The sequence below is a fragment of the Bradyrhizobium sp. OAE829 genome (assembly GCF_040546575.1).
Taxonomy (GTDB): Bacteria; Pseudomonadota; Alphaproteobacteria; order Rhizobiales; family Xanthobacteraceae; genus Bradyrhizobium.
The window spans coordinates 1,483,532-1,497,179 of the sequence record NZ_JBEPOE010000001.1; the positions used below are offsets into that span (position 1 = coordinate 1,483,532).

General features: G+C 63.7%; 15 protein-coding genes. 6 read left to right on the plus strand and 9 right to left on the minus strand.

Annotated features, from left to right (window positions below):
• Window positions 1-8 precede the first annotated feature (8 nt).
• From ABIE49_RS07390 to ABIE49_RS07410, 5 genes are all read left to right on the plus strand, one after another.
• The gene (locus ABIE49_RS07390; RefSeq protein ID WP_192740279.1) at window positions 9-566 is read left to right on the plus strand and encodes a hypothetical protein; all 558 of its coding nucleotides are present in this window, start codon (window positions 9-11) and stop codon (window positions 564-566) included.
• A gap of 72 nt (window positions 567-638) precedes the next feature.
• Window positions 639-1,118: a hypothetical protein gene (locus tag ABIE49_RS07395; protein WP_192740278.1), complete on the plus strand. Its 480-nt coding sequence runs from the start codon at window positions 639-641 to the stop codon at window positions 1,116-1,118.
• Window positions 1,119-1,258: 140 nt separating this feature from the next.
• Window positions 1,259-1,444 (plus strand): hypothetical protein, encoded by a 186-nt coding sequence (locus ABIE49_RS07400; protein WP_192740277.1) that lies wholly within the window; start codon window positions 1,259-1,261, stop codon window positions 1,442-1,444.
• 91 nt (window positions 1,445-1,535) lie between these two features.
• Window positions 1,536-2,210 (plus strand): methyltransferase family protein, encoded by a 675-nt coding sequence (locus ABIE49_RS07405; RefSeq protein WP_192740276.1) that lies wholly within the window; start codon window positions 1,536-1,538, stop codon window positions 2,208-2,210.
• A 7-nt stretch (window positions 2,211-2,217) separates the two neighbouring features.
• Entirely contained in the window at window positions 2,218-2,577 is a 360-nt protein-coding gene (locus ABIE49_RS07410) for a GFA family protein (RefSeq protein ID WP_192740275.1), read from the plus strand.
• 159 nt (window positions 2,578-2,736) lie between these two features.
• On the opposite strand, the gene ABIE49_RS07415 is transcribed toward ABIE49_RS07410, so the two are convergent.
• On the minus strand, window positions 2,737-3,444 hold the full coding sequence (locus ABIE49_RS07415) for a glutathione S-transferase (protein ID WP_192740274.1): 708 nt from the start codon (window positions 3,442-3,444) through the stop codon (window positions 2,737-2,739).
• A gap of 226 nt (window positions 3,445-3,670) precedes the next feature.
• On the opposite strand from ABIE49_RS07415, the gene ABIE49_RS07420 reads away from it, so the two are divergent.
• Window positions 3,671-4,108: a DUF3606 domain-containing protein gene (locus ABIE49_RS07420; RefSeq protein WP_192740273.1), complete on the plus strand. Its 438-nt coding sequence runs from the start codon at window positions 3,671-3,673 to the stop codon at window positions 4,106-4,108.
• Window positions 4,109-4,233: 125 nt separating this feature from the next.
• Here ABIE49_RS07420 and ABIE49_RS07425 read toward each other — a convergent pair whose 3' ends face one another.
• The 8 genes from ABIE49_RS07425 to fliR all read right to left on the minus strand — a co-directional run bounded on the left by ABIE49_RS07425 (window position 4,234) and on the right by fliR (window position 13,646).
• Complete coding sequence (locus tag ABIE49_RS07425) at window positions 4,234-4,611, minus strand: hypothetical protein (protein ID WP_192740272.1); 378 nt, start codon at window positions 4,609-4,611, stop codon at window positions 4,234-4,236.
• A gap of 159 nt (window positions 4,612-4,770) precedes the next feature.
• The gene (locus ABIE49_RS07430) at window positions 4,771-5,604 is read right to left on the minus strand and encodes an amidohydrolase family protein (RefSeq protein WP_192740271.1); all 834 of its coding nucleotides are present in this window, start codon (window positions 5,602-5,604) and stop codon (window positions 4,771-4,773) included.
• A 62-nt stretch (window positions 5,605-5,666) separates the two neighbouring features.
• A complete protein-coding gene (locus ABIE49_RS07435) occupies window positions 5,667-6,287 on the minus strand; it encodes a lectin (protein WP_502915988.1) in 621 nt (206 codons plus the stop codon).
• A gap of 198 nt (window positions 6,288-6,485) precedes the next feature.
• Complete coding sequence (locus tag ABIE49_RS07440; protein WP_192740269.1) at window positions 6,486-7,469, minus strand: Tim44 domain-containing protein; 984 nt, start codon at window positions 7,467-7,469, stop codon at window positions 6,486-6,488.
• A gap of 151 nt (window positions 7,470-7,620) precedes the next feature.
• Entirely contained in the window at window positions 7,621-8,649 is a 1,029-nt protein-coding gene (locus tag ABIE49_RS07445; RefSeq protein WP_192740268.1) for a hypothetical protein, read from the minus strand.
• 298 nt (window positions 8,650-8,947) lie between these two features.
• Complete coding sequence (cckA, locus tag ABIE49_RS07450; RefSeq protein ID WP_192740267.1) at window positions 8,948-11,512, minus strand: cell cycle histidine kinase CckA; 2,565 nt, start codon at window positions 11,510-11,512, stop codon at window positions 8,948-8,950.
• Between the two features lie 217 nt (window positions 11,513-11,729).
• A complete protein-coding gene (flhB, locus tag ABIE49_RS07455; RefSeq protein ID WP_192740266.1) occupies window positions 11,730-12,803 on the minus strand; it encodes a flagellar biosynthesis protein FlhB in 1,074 nt (357 codons plus the stop codon).
• A gap of 72 nt (window positions 12,804-12,875) precedes the next feature.
• Entirely contained in the window at window positions 12,876-13,646 is a 771-nt protein-coding gene (fliR, locus tag ABIE49_RS07460) for a flagellar biosynthetic protein FliR (RefSeq protein ID WP_192740265.1), read from the minus strand.
• Window positions 13,647-13,648: the final 2 nt, after the last annotated feature.

The following is a 13,648-nucleotide window of genomic DNA, read 5'->3' on the forward strand; positions in this document are numbered from 1 at the left end:
GCCAGATGATGAGCACACCGATCACCACGGCCGAGACGCGCGCGCCTGCCCCGGTGATCGACATCGCGCCTGCCACGTCAGCGCCGCGCCGGATCGGCCTGCGCGTCGCGCTGTCTGTGATCGCGCTGATGGAGCTCTACTGGGGCATGTCGAGCGCGCCGACGTTGCTGGACGATATGTCGAAAATCCCGAGTCACGGCGTCGGCGCGGCCATCGTCAAGCTGCACCTGGCCGTCCATCCGGTGCTGGCGCTGTCGGCGCTGCTGTTCGCGGCCATCGGTTACGTGCGCCACGCGGTCATGGCGCTCGGCGCGGTCATGCTCATGACCTGGCTGAGCTACATGCCCTCGGTGATCAGGCACGGGCTCGCTTTCAACGGCCCTTACGCGGCGCTGGAAACATCAGTGCAAATCATCCTGTTCCCGCTGATGGCCGCCTTTGCCATCGCCTGTGCGGCGCGCGACCAGCGGCTTGGGGCCGCCACGGCGCTGGTCAGCACGCCGACCCTGCTCAACCTGTTCACCACGATGGCGTTCTTTATCGCAATGACGACCCGCGGCTTCTGATTGACATTCGAATAGGCCTCTTGCAGGAAGCTGCCGCGCAAGCTTCAATGGGGCCCAGAGGGGCATTTACAAATGACATCACGACGACAGTTTCACCGATCGGTCCTGGTCGCGGCCGCGCTGGCGCTGGCGCTGGCGGCCTTCTCGGCCTCGCCGGCCCGCGCCGACCGCTGCGACGACGTCGCCAAGCAACTCGCCAGCCAGGTCGACGGGATCAAGGTCAACTTCAAGGCCGCCAACATCGTCTATCTGACGCATCCCTCCGCGAAGGAGCTCTCGATCGGCTGCCGCGGCAAGAGCTACTCGCTCGAGCTCTATGCGAAGACCGACCGGAAATTCAAACCGGAATTTCTCGACATGGTCGCGAGAGCCGGTGCGCTCGTCTTCACCATTCCGAAGCCCGACGTCGTGACGGGCTCGACGCGCTGCATGAAGCGGATGGGCATCCTGCGTGGCGACAAGGTCTCGATGCGCTTCCGCCGGCTCAACATGGAATGCACGCGGACCAAGACCGAGGCCTCGATTGCGGTCACCCGCGGCAAGGACGAGTAGCGGCGCTCCTTCCGGAATCCGCCGCATTCTAACGAATTTTCGAGCGCCCCGTTCACCATCGAGCGGGATCGCAGGCCGGGATTCACACATCGTTCGCTTCAATGCCTCCAGTGTCGGAGGCAACGAAAAGGATGATGCCGATGGATATCTCTGCTGTGTCCGCGCCGGTGCAGATCACGCCGCCTGAAGCCAGCGCGCTCAAGCCGGATGTAAGGCCCGCCGACGTACAAAACGGCGCCGCCGCCGACGGCACGCGCCTGCCGAAGCCGACGCTGCTTGCCGCCCTGCCGCCCGGACAGGGAACGCGGGTCGACCAGCTCGCATAGAGGCTGCTCGCCCTGGCCTTGCCGGGCCAAACGCCGCAAGTTTGCCGAAAAATCGCGCGATCATGATGCCCCCAGGCAATGGGGATACCGCATGATCGCGAAGCTGTTGCTGCAGAACACTTTCTTCGTCGTCGGGATGGGTGCGCTGCTGTTTGCCTCCGCCGGCACACTGCATTGGCCCGGTGCGTGGGCGTGCCTTGCGACCTCCGCGGTGCTCGGCCCTGCCTGCGGGCTGTGGCTTGCGAAAACCGATCCCGCGCTGCTCGCCGAACGGATGCGGCTGACGGCACGCGAGGAACAGCCGGCCGCCGACAAGAAGTTCATGCTGGTGTTCGCCGCCACGGGGTTGATCTGGTTCGTCGTGATGGGGCTGGACCGGCGCATGCAGGCCTCCCACGTCCCCCTGGCCCTGCAGGTGCTGGGCCTTGCCATGTACCTGCTCTCGACAGCCATCATCATGTGGGTGTTTCGCGAAAACTCGTTCGCGGCCCCCGTGATCAAGGTACAGACCGCGCGCGACCATCATGTGATCTCGACGGGTCCGTACGCCTTTGTCCGTCATCCCATGTACAGCGGCATCATGCTGTTTTTCATCGGCGTGCCGCTGCTGCTGGGATCCTGGTGGGGCGTGGCGCTGGCGCCGCTGTTCGCCATCCTGTTCGCGGTACGCGCCCGTATTGAGGAGCGCACGCTGATCGCGGGCCTGCCGGGCTATGCTGACTATGCCGCGCGCGTGCGCTATCGTCTGATTCCGGGAATCTGGTGAGGGACACATGCCTGAAAGCAAGACCTACACGGGCGGCTGCCATTGCGGCCAGGTTCGGTTCGAATGCACCACCGACCTCGCAATGGTGACCGCCTGCAATTGTTCGATCTGCACCAAGAAGGGCCTGCATATCACGTTCCTGGAGCCGAAGAGCTTTCAGCTCCGCGCCGGCGAGGACAATTTGCGCGAATATCTCTTCAACAAGCACGCGATCCGCCACCAGCTCTGCATCGATTGCGGCGTCGAGGTTTTTGCGCGCGGCGCCAAGCCCGACGGCAGCCAGGTGGTGGCGCTCAATGTGAGCTGCATCGACGGCATCGAGCTATCGAAGCTGACGATGACGCCGTTCGATGGAAGGAGCAGGTGACGGCTTAATTCACCGTCATGCCCGGGCATAGCGGTCTGAAGGACGGCGTCGCTTCCGCTCGCCTATCACCGGGCATCCATGTCTTTCGCTCAGACCCGAAGGAAGGACGTGGATGCCCGGGTCAAGCCCGGGCATGACGAGTGGATGGACCTGCGCCTCTCAAACATCCAGCGCCTTGTAGCGCCGGAAGATTCCGTCCTCGTTGAACGCGATCCGCCGCCCGCTGGCGAGATAGGCCTTGATGTTCGGCCGTGCGGCGACGCGGTCATGCAGCTCGACCAGGGCGGGGATGTTCCTTTCAAACGCCTTCATGCGCTTGGGAAAGGCGTAGCGCAGCCCCTCCACGATCTGGAACAGCGACAGGTCGACATAGGTCAGGCGCCGGCCGGTGACGTAGCCGCCGCCACCCGCGGCCAGCAGTTCCTCGAAATAATCCAGATATTTCGGCACCCGTGATTTCCAGAATTCTTCCGTGCGCTTTTTGGCCGGCGCCTTCTGCTCCTCGTAATAGAGCGACGGGCCGAGCGGATGATGGGTGTCGTGAACTTCCAGCACGAAATCCGTAATGGTGAGCTGCAGCTGGTGCACCCACAGCCTTGCCGCTTCCGCCTTCGGCGCCAGCCCATGGCGCGCGCCGAGATAGAGCAGGATGTTGGCGGTCTGGCCGATCACGAGGTTTCCCGCTTTCAGGAACGGCGGCGCAAACGGCGGCGTGCCCTTCGCAGTCTCCATCATCTTCATCATCGCGCTGGTGCCGTTGCCGCTTCGCGCCACGTCGGTATAGGCCGCGCCGGCTTCTTCCAGCGCAAGCCGGACATATTCGCCGCGGCCCTGAATATGTGGCCAGTAATACAGTTGATAGCGCATCGACGGCATCTCCAAAGACCTGTAGCAAGAACCCTGCACCAAGAGCCCTGCTCGCAGCCATAACACATCAGTCCGTATTTCGTTCGTCACAATGCCGCCCGGTCCTGACGTCCATCGCCACGCCATGCGTTTCGCACGGCCTGTCAGGCGCGAATCTGTCCGAAGGCGGGAGGCCGTGTTAGGTTCCCTTGAGTGCCGGATTCCTCACCACGACAGGAGCAATGGGATGGCGGATAACAAGAAGAAGCGCGGCGGTGCCGATGCCGCGCTGATCGCAATGGGCGAAGCTTACGAAGTCGCCTACTGGTCGAAGAAATTGAAGATTACGCCGGCCCAGCTGAAAGCCGCCGTCAAGAAGGTCGGCCACTCCGCCAGGAAAGTGGAAGCCTATATCGGGGAGCAGAAACACAAGGCCGCCGACCGCGCCCTGATCGCCATCAGCCAGCCCCACGAAGTCCGCTACTGGTCGAAGAAGTTCAAGGTCACCCCGGCGAAGCTGACGACTGCGGTGGCCGCCGTCGGGCATTCGTCGAAAAACGTCGGTGCCTATCTGGCCAGGAAGAAAACGACCAAGAAAAAAGCCGCCAAGAAGAACGTCAAAAAAGCAGCGAAAAAGAAAACCGCCAAAAAGAAGAGCGCCAGGAAGGCGTCAAAGAGAAAGTAAAAGAAAAAGGCCGCCTGAAAGGCGGCCTCAAACCCGGGCATGGCTTCTTCGAGCAACAGCGCCGCGATCGTGGGCCCGTCGCCGGACAGGGCGACGGCTTCAGGCGATGGCGGCTTGCGTGAGGCTCAATAACCGCAGGTGGCGCAGCGCGGCGCGACCGGCGCATAATAGGCACGGGCCGGCGCAACCATTTCAACGCGCTGCTGGACGGCGTATCGCGGGGCTGTCCGTTCATAGTGGACGCGGCCGGGCGAGACCATCACGGTCTTCGGCACCATCACCGTGCGATAGCGCGCCGGGGTGCGATACGCGGTGACGCGGCCGGGCGAAACCATCACGGTCTCCCGCACGGCGCGGTACTCCGCCGGGATCACCTGCTGCACATATTGCTGACCGCAGCAGGGCTGCGGCTGGTAGCACGAATAGCAGCCGGCGGAAGCGGCGGTCGGGATGACGGCTGCGGCGAGCGCGGTGGCGAAGGCGGCGGCAATAACGCGAGACATGATTATACCTGCTGGCTTGAAGAAAATTCGTGAAGTTGCACGCAACTTCGTCCGTTTGAATGATCTAGCCGAGCAACACCAAGCGTCAACTTGAAAAGAATATTTACCTTGACGAACATCGCTAACGACTTCTAAACGGCGCGCGCTTCGCTTGTGACCCTACCCGCGCACGCTCGCATAGTCCCAGTCGATCCAGTCGCAGAGCGCGCGGCCCATCACGTGCTCCAGATCGGCCCCCTTCAGCCATGGCAGCTCCTCGGTGAAGAACGTGACGCATTGCCGGTAGCTGCACGGCATTCGCGTGATGTCGGTGCCCCAGAACATCCGCTTCGGCCCATAGGCATCGAAGATACGGTGCAGCCCGTCATGGATGTTGCGGAACGGATAGGGTTTTGTCGAATAATGCGGCGCGCCGGTCGCCTTGACCGCGACGTTCGGCAGCTGCGCCAGCGCCACCAGTTCGTCGAGATGGACGAACGCCTCGGCGTCCCGTCCGTGCCGGTTCAGGCCGCAATGATCCAGGATCATCCTCAGGCCGGGATGCCGTTCGGCGATCTCGCGAAATTTCGGCAGGAACAGTCCGCCCATCATCGCCAGCGGCAGCCCCTCCTGCTCGGCCGCGGGCCACAGCCAGTCGAGCGAGCCGTCGTAGAGCCATTTCTGGTGCGCTTCCAGCAGCAGCGGCCAGCGCAGCCCCATCATGCCGGGCTGCTTGCGCCAGCCGTGGATCAGCTTGCGGTTGTCAGGGTTTTCGAGCGGAAAATTGCCCATGATGGCAAAGCGGTCCGGATATTTCCGGGCCGCCTCGATCGCCAGCGCGTTGGAATCGGGATCCCAGCCGGCTGGCGGATGGATCAGCGCGGCATCCACCCCTGCCTCATCCATCTCCCGCAAAACTTCCTCGGCCGTGAACTTCGCGACCTTGCGATGCAGCCCCGACGTCGGCGTCACGGTTTGCGACCAGATGTGAACCTGCGCATCGATGATCTTCATCGTCTCACCTCCGTCATTCCGTCACCCTCAGATGCGCAATTGCGCATCGGGGAATGACTTCGTCAGTTCGCCGCGAAGCAATACATCAGGCCGTCGCCGCCGGTGCTCTTCAGATCGTTCTGCGAACAGCCGCCGTCCGGTCCGCGCGACGGATGCGACGAATTCCAGGACTTCGAGGCGTCGTCGTCGCGCAGGCCGACACGGTCGATGTGCCCGACCATCGCCGCTCCCTGCGTGCTGCTCGTCCAGTTCTTGCAGGTGCGGTCCTCGCCGGCTGCAAAGGCCGTTCCGTCCGGCTGCGAGCCCGTCAGCACGTCATGGCGGTTCGGCGTATCGCCGCGCCCGTTGATGACATCGCCCTTCTCGCTGAGCGCGGTTTGTTTGGTAAGACCGTTGCTGCCGTGCAGCTCGGCGACATCCTTGGCGACCACCGTGCCCTTGGAATTCTTCCACGGTCCGTTGCCGATGCGGTCGCGCGCATTGACGGCGGGCTTGCCGTCGGCGGCCTGGGTCGAGAGATAGGCGCGCCAGGTTTTGGCGCCCGCGCCGGCCGCCTGCGCCAGCGTCTGGCATTGATTATCGGCCCCGGCGAGGCCGCCGAGATTGCCGCCATTGCCGATGCCGTTGCTGGTCACGAAGAAGCTGGTGTCGGCCGATTGCGCCTGTGCCGGCGCTGCGGCCATAACCGAGATCGCCGCGAAGGCGAAACCGGCCGGTGAGATCAGTCTGGAACCAAGGTTCATCGAAGCCTCCCATTTTTTCTTGTTGGTACGCCGTCATCAACACGCCGCGGCCATCGTTATTCCGGAGGCATAGCGGCAAAGCAAAAGGCGCCGCGGAATGAACCGCGGCGCCTTGCATCTTGAGCGTTCAGCAGAAGATCAGTTGGTCTGCTGGATCGCCGAGAGTTCCCAGTGTCCGCCGGATTGCCGGGCGAAGGTCCACACCTCGGTCGCCTCGATCGGGGTCTCGCTGCCCGAGACCAGACGGTTGGTGCCGCGCTCCAGGGTCTTGTCGACCAGCGAGAAGCGCATCGCGACGCTCGCATAGTCGGTTTGACCTTCGCGCCAGGCTTCTGCGAGGTCGCCCTGCAGCAGCTTGACGTCGGACACCTTGTTGACGTCGTTGTTGGCCTTGTTCTGCTCGAGGTCCTTGGTGAAGTACGACACCATCTCGGGCGTGGCGAGCGTATGCAGTTTCGCGACGTCCTCGTTCGACCATGCGGCCTGGACTTCGCCGAGCAGCCGTTCGAACGCCTCGTAGTCGGAAGGTCCGATCTCGAGCGGCGCGGGGGTGCTTGATCCCAGACCAAAACCCATTCCGGAGCCGAAGCCGGTTTGCGGCGGGGCTGAACCCGCGGCAGGTCCGGCACCGGAATTGGCATAAGCGTTCGCCGGCGTGTGGCGGCGCTGCCACCACGACATCGCCAACTTGACCACGATCAGGATCAAGCCGATCTGCAGCACCAGGCCGATGATCGACATTATTCCGCCGAGGCCGCCGGCCAACCCGCCACCGGACAGCATGCCGAACAAGCCGGCGCCGAGGAAGCCTGCGGCGAGACCGCCCATCATCATGCCCATACCGGGCCGGCTGAAGAAGCCACCCTTGGCTGCCCCTGCGGCGGCTCCAGCGGCCGCCGGTGCGCCCGGCTGGCTGAAGGTACGGTTCATGGGCTGCGCCGCATTGGGCGCCGTGGTGGTGCTGGGCGGAGCCGAATAGGTCTTCGACCCCCGCGAACCGGAGCTGTTGCCGCCGCCCACCCGGGCGTCAGCCGCCGTAATGGCCATCGCGGCGGGAACCGCCAGCGACAGGACGATGGCGAAGGCCCGAACAATTCCGCGCGTTCGTTGCGAGAAATTCATATCTGTTTCCTCAATTCCCCGGCATGGGGAAGCAGCCCCTAAGATGGGCAGAGCCGCTTAAAAGTGAAGCCGTAAACGGGAACAAGCGCTGCGGCCCTCAGTCGCGGGGATGTGACGATTAGGCCGGTTGTGGGTTTGAACCCGTTGGAATTCAGAAGTTTTCCGCGCTGACCTGGCGAGTCGGATGGGGATCGGCGGCGACCGGTCCAAGGGCCGGCCCAGGGACCGATGCACGGATCGGCCCGAGGATGCTTAACGCCACCTCACCGACCGGCGATGGATGCGATGTTTCCTCGGCCACGAGGGCCTGATCCATGGTGTGGGCCCCGAGCTCGCACATGGCCTGGGTCGCGACATCGCCGCGGCGAACGCATTCCTTGGCCAGAAATTCGAATTGCGCCCGCGCCTGGCGCAGGGTCTCTTTCGACACGACCGCGCTGTTTTCTCCGGGCGCCGAATCCCGGGGCGCTGAATCCCGCTCTTGCGGTTGAACCGGAGGTGAGCCGCCTTGGGCTTCCGCGCGCGGGTCGGTGGCTGCAACGCCGAGCTGGCTGATCCGGTCAAAGGCCGACCGAAGTTCCTCCCGCTTGGCCTCGAGCGTCTCGATCCTCTGCTGCAGCTCCTCGTGTTCGTTCGCGGTCGCGACGCGCATGGTCGCAAGTTCGTCCTCGCGTGCCCGCAGTCTGGATTGCCAATCGTCACGCTCACGATCAAAGGCAAGCCTGAACTCGGCCATGACGGCCTCGCTCTGCGACAGCTTTGCCGAGAGCTCGTCGCGCTCGCGCAGAAACTCGCTGCGCTGCTGCTCGATTTGCTTGATGCTCGCTTGCAGGCTTGCCTTCAGCGCGACACGCTCCTGATCGAAGCCTGTACCAAGCTCGGCCAGGGCGGATTCATGGGCCTGCGATTTCGTCGCGGCCTCCTCCTGTGCTCCCTTCAAGGTTTCCTGCGCTCGCTTCAGCGTATCGCCGAGTTCGAGCAGCTCCGCCTCCCGCCCCTGCAGCGTCGTCTTGAGCGTATCGCGCTCGGTGATGATGAAACTGGAAAGCTTTACGTGCCGCTCGATGTCATGCCGAAGGCTTTCGCATTCGGTTTCCAGCTCCTCATTCTGGTGGCTCACGGTTTCGTACTTGTAGCGCCACAGCTGTTCCTCATCGAAGGCGCCGGAAACGCGCGCCATCAGGCCGTCGATCAGGTCGGCCGCACGCAGCAGATTTTCGGCGTTCTGCCCGTTGGACATCATGTCGGCGAAACGGCGCAGAAAATACGCTGTTTCCGCGGCGTCAGCCGCCTCAGGAACCGTGGCAGGATCGGTCATGCAACTTGCCTTCGTGAGCAGCGTCGGTGCCGTAAGCGGACACCTTAACCCCGTTCAGAACGGCAAATGTATGGTGGCGTGGGTTTTCCGGCCCAAAGGTGACAACAAGGGCCGCTCCCGCCTCGCAAATCCTGAAATCCGGACCGAAGACCGAAAGCGGTTACGGCGCCGTCATGGTTTCCTTCACCTTGGCGACCAGTGCACTGAGCGCGAAGGGTTTGGCGAGGAAGGCGAACTGCTCGTTTTCCGGCAGGCTCTTGTCGAAGGCCTCTTCGGCATAGCCGGAGACGAAGATGATCTTGAGGTTCGGATTGCGCTGCCGCATTTCCTTGAGCAGCGTCGGGCCGTCCATTTCCGGCATCACCACGTCGGAGACGACAAGATCGACGGCGCCGTTCTTCTCTTCCAGCGCTTCCATCGCCTCGATGCCGTTGGCGGCCTCGATCACGCTGTAGCCGCGCGAGCGAAGACCGCGCGCGTTGAGAGAGCGCAGGCCGTCCTCGTCTTCCACCAGCAGGATGGTGCCCTGCCCGGTGAGATCGGCCTGCGGCTTCGGCGGCTCGGCCACGGCTTCCTTGGCGGCGCCGTTGGTGACCTGCGGTTCGGGGGCGGCTTCCAGTTCGGGACGGTGCCGCGGCAGGAAGATGCGGAACGTGGTGCCCTCCCCCGCCGTCGAATCCACGTAAACAAAGCCGCCGGTCTGCTTGACGATGCCATAGACGGTCGACAGCCCGAGGCCGGTGCCCTTGCCGACCTCTTTGGTGGAGAAGAACGGCTCGAAAATCTTGTCGACGATCTCGGCGGGGATGCCGGTGCCGGTATCGGCGACGTCGATCCGGACGTAGTCCGCCGCCGGCATGCCCTTGTAGGACAACAGCGCGGCTTCATCCGTCGTGACGTTACTGGTCTTGACCGTCAGCTTGCCACCATCGGCCATCGCGTCGCGAGCGTTGACGGCGAGATTGACGATCACCTGTTCGAATTGCGAGACGTCGACCTTCACCGGCCAGAGATCGCGGCCGTGCACGAGGTCGAGCTTGACCTTCTCGCCGATCAGGCGGCGCAGCAGCATGGTGAGATCGGATAGCGCGTCGCCGAGATCCAGCACCTGCGGCCGCAGGGTCTGGCGGCGCGAGAACGCGAGCAGTTGCCGCACCAGCGTCGCGGCGCGGGTGGCGTTCTGCTTGATCTGCATGATGTCCTGGAACGACGGGTCGGTCGGCTTGTGCGCGTTCAGCAGGAAGTCGTTGGCCATCATGATGGCCGAGAGCACGTTGTTGAAATCATGCGCGATGCCGCCGGCGAGCTGGCCGACCATGTCCATCTTCTGCGACTGGTTGATCTGGTTCTCGAGCGTGCGCCGCTCGGTGGTTTCCAGCATGTAGACGATGGCGGCTTCGGTTTCGCGCTCGTCCTCCTCGACCGCGGTGACGAAATATTGCGCCCAGCGCTCCTTGGCACCGTCGAGCATGGCTTCGACCGGCGCGATGTCGCCCTGCCCTTCGGCGGCCTGGTTGATCGCCGCGATCAGCAGGCTGCGGTCGCGGGCGTTCACGCTGCGGAAGATCGACTTGTTCGCGGCACCATCCGCACTCAGGCTTTGCGCCAGCTTGGCGAAGCGGGCATTGGCGCGCACCACCGCGCCGGCGCGGTCCACGGTCGCGATCGCCATCGGGGTATGGTCGAAGAACCGCATGAAGCGCACTTCGGCGGCGCGTTCCGGGTCGGAATGCTCGTCGCGCGCGCGGCTGATCACCAGCGTCCGCGACGCGCCGGGCACGCCGTCGGCGCCGAACGCCAGCTTGTGATAGAGCCGCACCGGCATGGTCCTGCCGCTGCGCATGCGCAGATCGATGTCGAGCACTTCGGTTTTGACTTCGCCCGGCACCGCCACGATCGAGGTCAGCAGCGAGGCGCCGTCGCCCGATACGATATCGGTCAGCTTCAAGCCGCCCGATCCGATCTCGGCAAGGTCGTGATCGAGCCAGCCCGCCAGCGTCGCGTTGACATAGACGACCTCGCCTGAAGGACTGACCGAGAAGAAGCCGCAAGGCGCGTGATCGAGATATTCGATCGCGTGCTGCAATTCCTTGAAGACGTCCTCCTGGCGTTCGCGATCCCGCGTGATGTCGGCGATCGACCACACCGAATATTTCGCCTCGCGCTTGCTGGCGCCGAGCGGACGGACCCGCATCCGCAGCCAGCGGCCATGGGCGCCGTCGGTTCCTGCGATCCGGACTTCCTCCTGCTGCCGCTTGCCCTCGCGCGCCGCCTTGAGCAGGCGGAACACCGCCTCCGACACATCGGGATTGCCGATGAAGACGCGCTCGATTGGGCGCACCTCCTGGGCGGTCGCGGCCCCCGTCAGCGCCAGATAGGCGGCGTTGGAATAGACGACGTGGCCGCGCGAATCGGTGACCGCGAGCCCGTCATGGGCGTGGTCGGCGATCCGCCCCATCACCGGATCGTCGGTAGAGCGGTCGGTGAACCGGATGATCCCCGCGGCAAAGGCGAACAGATTGAACAGGCCGACCATGGCCAGCAGCGCCAGCACGCCGAGGATATAGGGCTGGGCCTGGGCACGGCCGATGGTCATCAGCACGACCGCGATCGCGACGATGCCGGCGGCCACCAGCAGCACCAGCACGATGCTGCCGCTACGCCGCGCCGGCTCATGGGCCGCGAAGGGCTCGGGGGACGGATGGCTGTCGGTTTCGGCGGTCATATCAGGGGACGCAAGCCCGTCGGCATGGGATGGCGCGCTGATCTGCGCGCCCTTGAGTGCCTGAATCGGACCGGCAAGCGCAAGTCCATCAGGCGGCTAATTGGCATCAATAGCGGTTTCAAGCGAAATGGGCACCGGTTCGAGTGAAGAAAACACGTAAAAAATTATCGTCCAAGGCCTTATCCAACGCATTTCAAGGTAATTTCCGACCCATCCCTCAGTTGCGACGGCCGGCAGCGTCGCGCTTCAACCCCATGACGAAGCCGATGATTTCGGCAACCGCATGATAGTGCTCGACCGGGATTTCCTCGTCGACATCGACGGTGGCATAGAGCGCGCGCGCCAGCGGCACGTTCTCGACGATCGGAATGTCGTGTTTCTTGGCGATCTCCCTGATCTTGAACGCGATATTGTCGACGCCCTTGGCGACGCAGACCGGCGCCGACATGCCGCGGTCGTAGGATAGCGCCACCGAATAGTGGGTCGGGTTGGTGATGATCACGCTGGCCTTGGGCACGTCGGTCATCATGCGCTTCTTCATGTTGGCCTGGCGCAACTGCCGGATCTTGGCCTTGATGTGAGGGTCGCCTTCGGACTGTTTGAACTCGTCCTTGATCTCCTGCAACGACATCTTCTGCCGCTCGAACCACTGCCGGTACTGGAAGAAGTAATCCGCGATCGCCACGGCAGCCAGCATCGCCACCACCGCGCCCATCAGATGCAGCGTCAAACTGGTGGTGACGCCCATGATCGCCGTCGGGTCGAAGGCCAGGAACGACTCCAGCCGGTGCCGCTCCGGCCACAGCACCGCCATCATGACGGCGCCGAGTGCGACCAGCTTGAACACGCCCTTGAGGAAATTCGCCAGCGCCTGCTTGCCGAAGATACGCTTGAAGCCGGCGCCGGGCGACACCTTGCTGAATTTGGGCGTGAGCGATTCCGACGACCACACCAGCCGGTGCTGGATCATGTTGCCGGCGATGGCCGCTATCATCAGCATCAGCAGCGGCACGCCGATCGCCGCCAGCACGGCAATGCCGAGCGTATTGCCGAGTTGCAGCAGCGCCGAGCCGTCCGCGCGCAGCGTGCCGGCATTGGCGATCAAATTGCGCATCGGCATCAGGATGCCGCCGCCGATCGAGCCCGAGAAGGTCGACAACACCAGCGTCGCGCCCGCGATCACGAACCAGGTGTTGACCTCCTGGCTCTTGGCAACGTCGCCCTTCGCATGCGCGTCGTCGAGACGCTTTTGCGTAGGGTCTTCTGTCTTATCGTCGCTGTCGTCGGCCATCGCGGCGCCTTGGGTGCTTTATTTGAGCATGATCTCTTCGGAAAACCGGTACCCACTTTTCCGGATCATGCTCTATCTAAGAGGTGTGAGCTCGTGCATGACGCCGGTGAAGTAGTTCAGATAGGTGCCCATCATCGCCGTGAGGACGGCGGCGAAGATCAGGAAGCCGATCATGATCGAGAGCGGCACGCCGACGAAATAGACCTGCATCGCCGGCATCAGCCGCGCCAGAATGCCGAGCCCCATGTTGAAGACGATGCCGAACACCAGAAACGGCGCCGACAATTGCAGGCCGATCTTGAAGGCGGCGGTGAAAGCCCGGGTCGCAAGCGCCGCGACATCGCCGGTCGGCATCGTCTCGCCCGGCGAGAAGATCCGGTAGCTCTCGTTGAGCGCCGCAATCACCAGGTGATGGGTGTCGGTGGCGAACAACAGCGTCATGCCGAGGATGGTGAGGAAGTTGCCGATCAGAAGGCCCTGCTGGCCCTGGGTCGGATCGACCGCGGTGACGAAGCCGAGGCCGAGCTGCTGGGCGATGACCGAGCCTGCGACCGCCAGCGCCGACAGCGTCACCCGCGCGGTGGCGCCGAGCACCACGCCGATGACGATCTCGTGCACCATCAGAACGCCCATCGCGCTCATCGAGGTCAAATCGACCTGATAGGCGGCGCGGTGCAGCGGCAGGATGATCAGCGTCAGCAACAGCGCAATCGCGAGCTTGATCCGGACCGGGATGTTGCTCTCGCCAAATCCCGGCAACAGCATCACCATCGCCCCCACGCGGGCGAACACCAGCATGAAAGTCGCGGCAAGGGCCGGCAGCATGGAGACATCGATGCGCATGG

Excerpts from the sequence above, each read along its gene's own strand:
- ABIE49_RS07440 (WP_192740269.1), bottom strand. The coding sequence starts at position 7,469 with ATGAATTTCTCGCAACGAACGCGCGGAATTGTTCGGGCCTTCGCCATC.
- ABIE49_RS07390 (WP_192740279.1), top strand. The coding sequence starts at position 9 with ATGAGCACACCGATCACCACGGCCGAGACGCGCGCGCCTGCCCCGGTG.
- cckA (WP_192740267.1), bottom strand. The coding sequence starts at position 11,512 with ATGACCGCCGAAACCGACAGCCATCCGTCCCCCGAGCCCTTCGCGGCC.
- ABIE49_RS07400 (WP_192740277.1), top strand. The coding sequence starts at position 1,259 with ATGGATATCTCTGCTGTGTCCGCGCCGGTGCAGATCACGCCGCCTGAA.
- ABIE49_RS07415 (WP_192740274.1), bottom strand. The coding sequence starts at position 3,444 with ATGCGCTATCAACTGTATTACTGGCCACATATTCAGGGCCGCGGCGAA.
- ABIE49_RS07435 (WP_502915988.1), bottom strand. The coding sequence starts at position 6,287 with ATGGCCGCAGCGCCGGCACAGGCGCAATCGGCCGACACCAGCTTCTTC.
- fliR (WP_192740265.1), bottom strand. The coding sequence starts at position 13,646 with ATGCGCATCGATGTCTCCATGCTGCCGGCCCTTGCCGCGACTTTCATG.
- ABIE49_RS07395 (WP_192740278.1), top strand. The coding sequence starts at position 639 with ATGACATCACGACGACAGTTTCACCGATCGGTCCTGGTCGCGGCCGCG.
- ABIE49_RS07425 (WP_192740272.1), bottom strand. The coding sequence starts at position 4,611 with ATGTCTCGCGTTATTGCCGCCGCCTTCGCCACCGCGCTCGCCGCAGCC.
- ABIE49_RS07405 (WP_192740276.1), top strand. The coding sequence starts at position 1,536 with ATGATCGCGAAGCTGTTGCTGCAGAACACTTTCTTCGTCGTCGGGATG.
- ABIE49_RS07430 (WP_192740271.1), bottom strand. The coding sequence starts at position 5,604 with ATGAAGATCATCGATGCGCAGGTTCACATCTGGTCGCAAACCGTGACG.
- ABIE49_RS07420 (WP_192740273.1), top strand. The coding sequence starts at position 3,671 with ATGGCGGATAACAAGAAGAAGCGCGGCGGTGCCGATGCCGCGCTGATC.
- ABIE49_RS07410 (WP_192740275.1), top strand. The coding sequence starts at position 2,218 with ATGCCTGAAAGCAAGACCTACACGGGCGGCTGCCATTGCGGCCAGGTT.
- ABIE49_RS07445 (WP_192740268.1), bottom strand. The coding sequence starts at position 8,649 with ATGGCGCGCGTTTCCGGCGCCTTCGATGAGGAACAGCTGTGGCGCTAC.
- flhB (WP_192740266.1), bottom strand. The coding sequence starts at position 12,803 with ATGGCCGACGACAGCGACGATAAGACAGAAGACCCTACGCAAAAGCGT.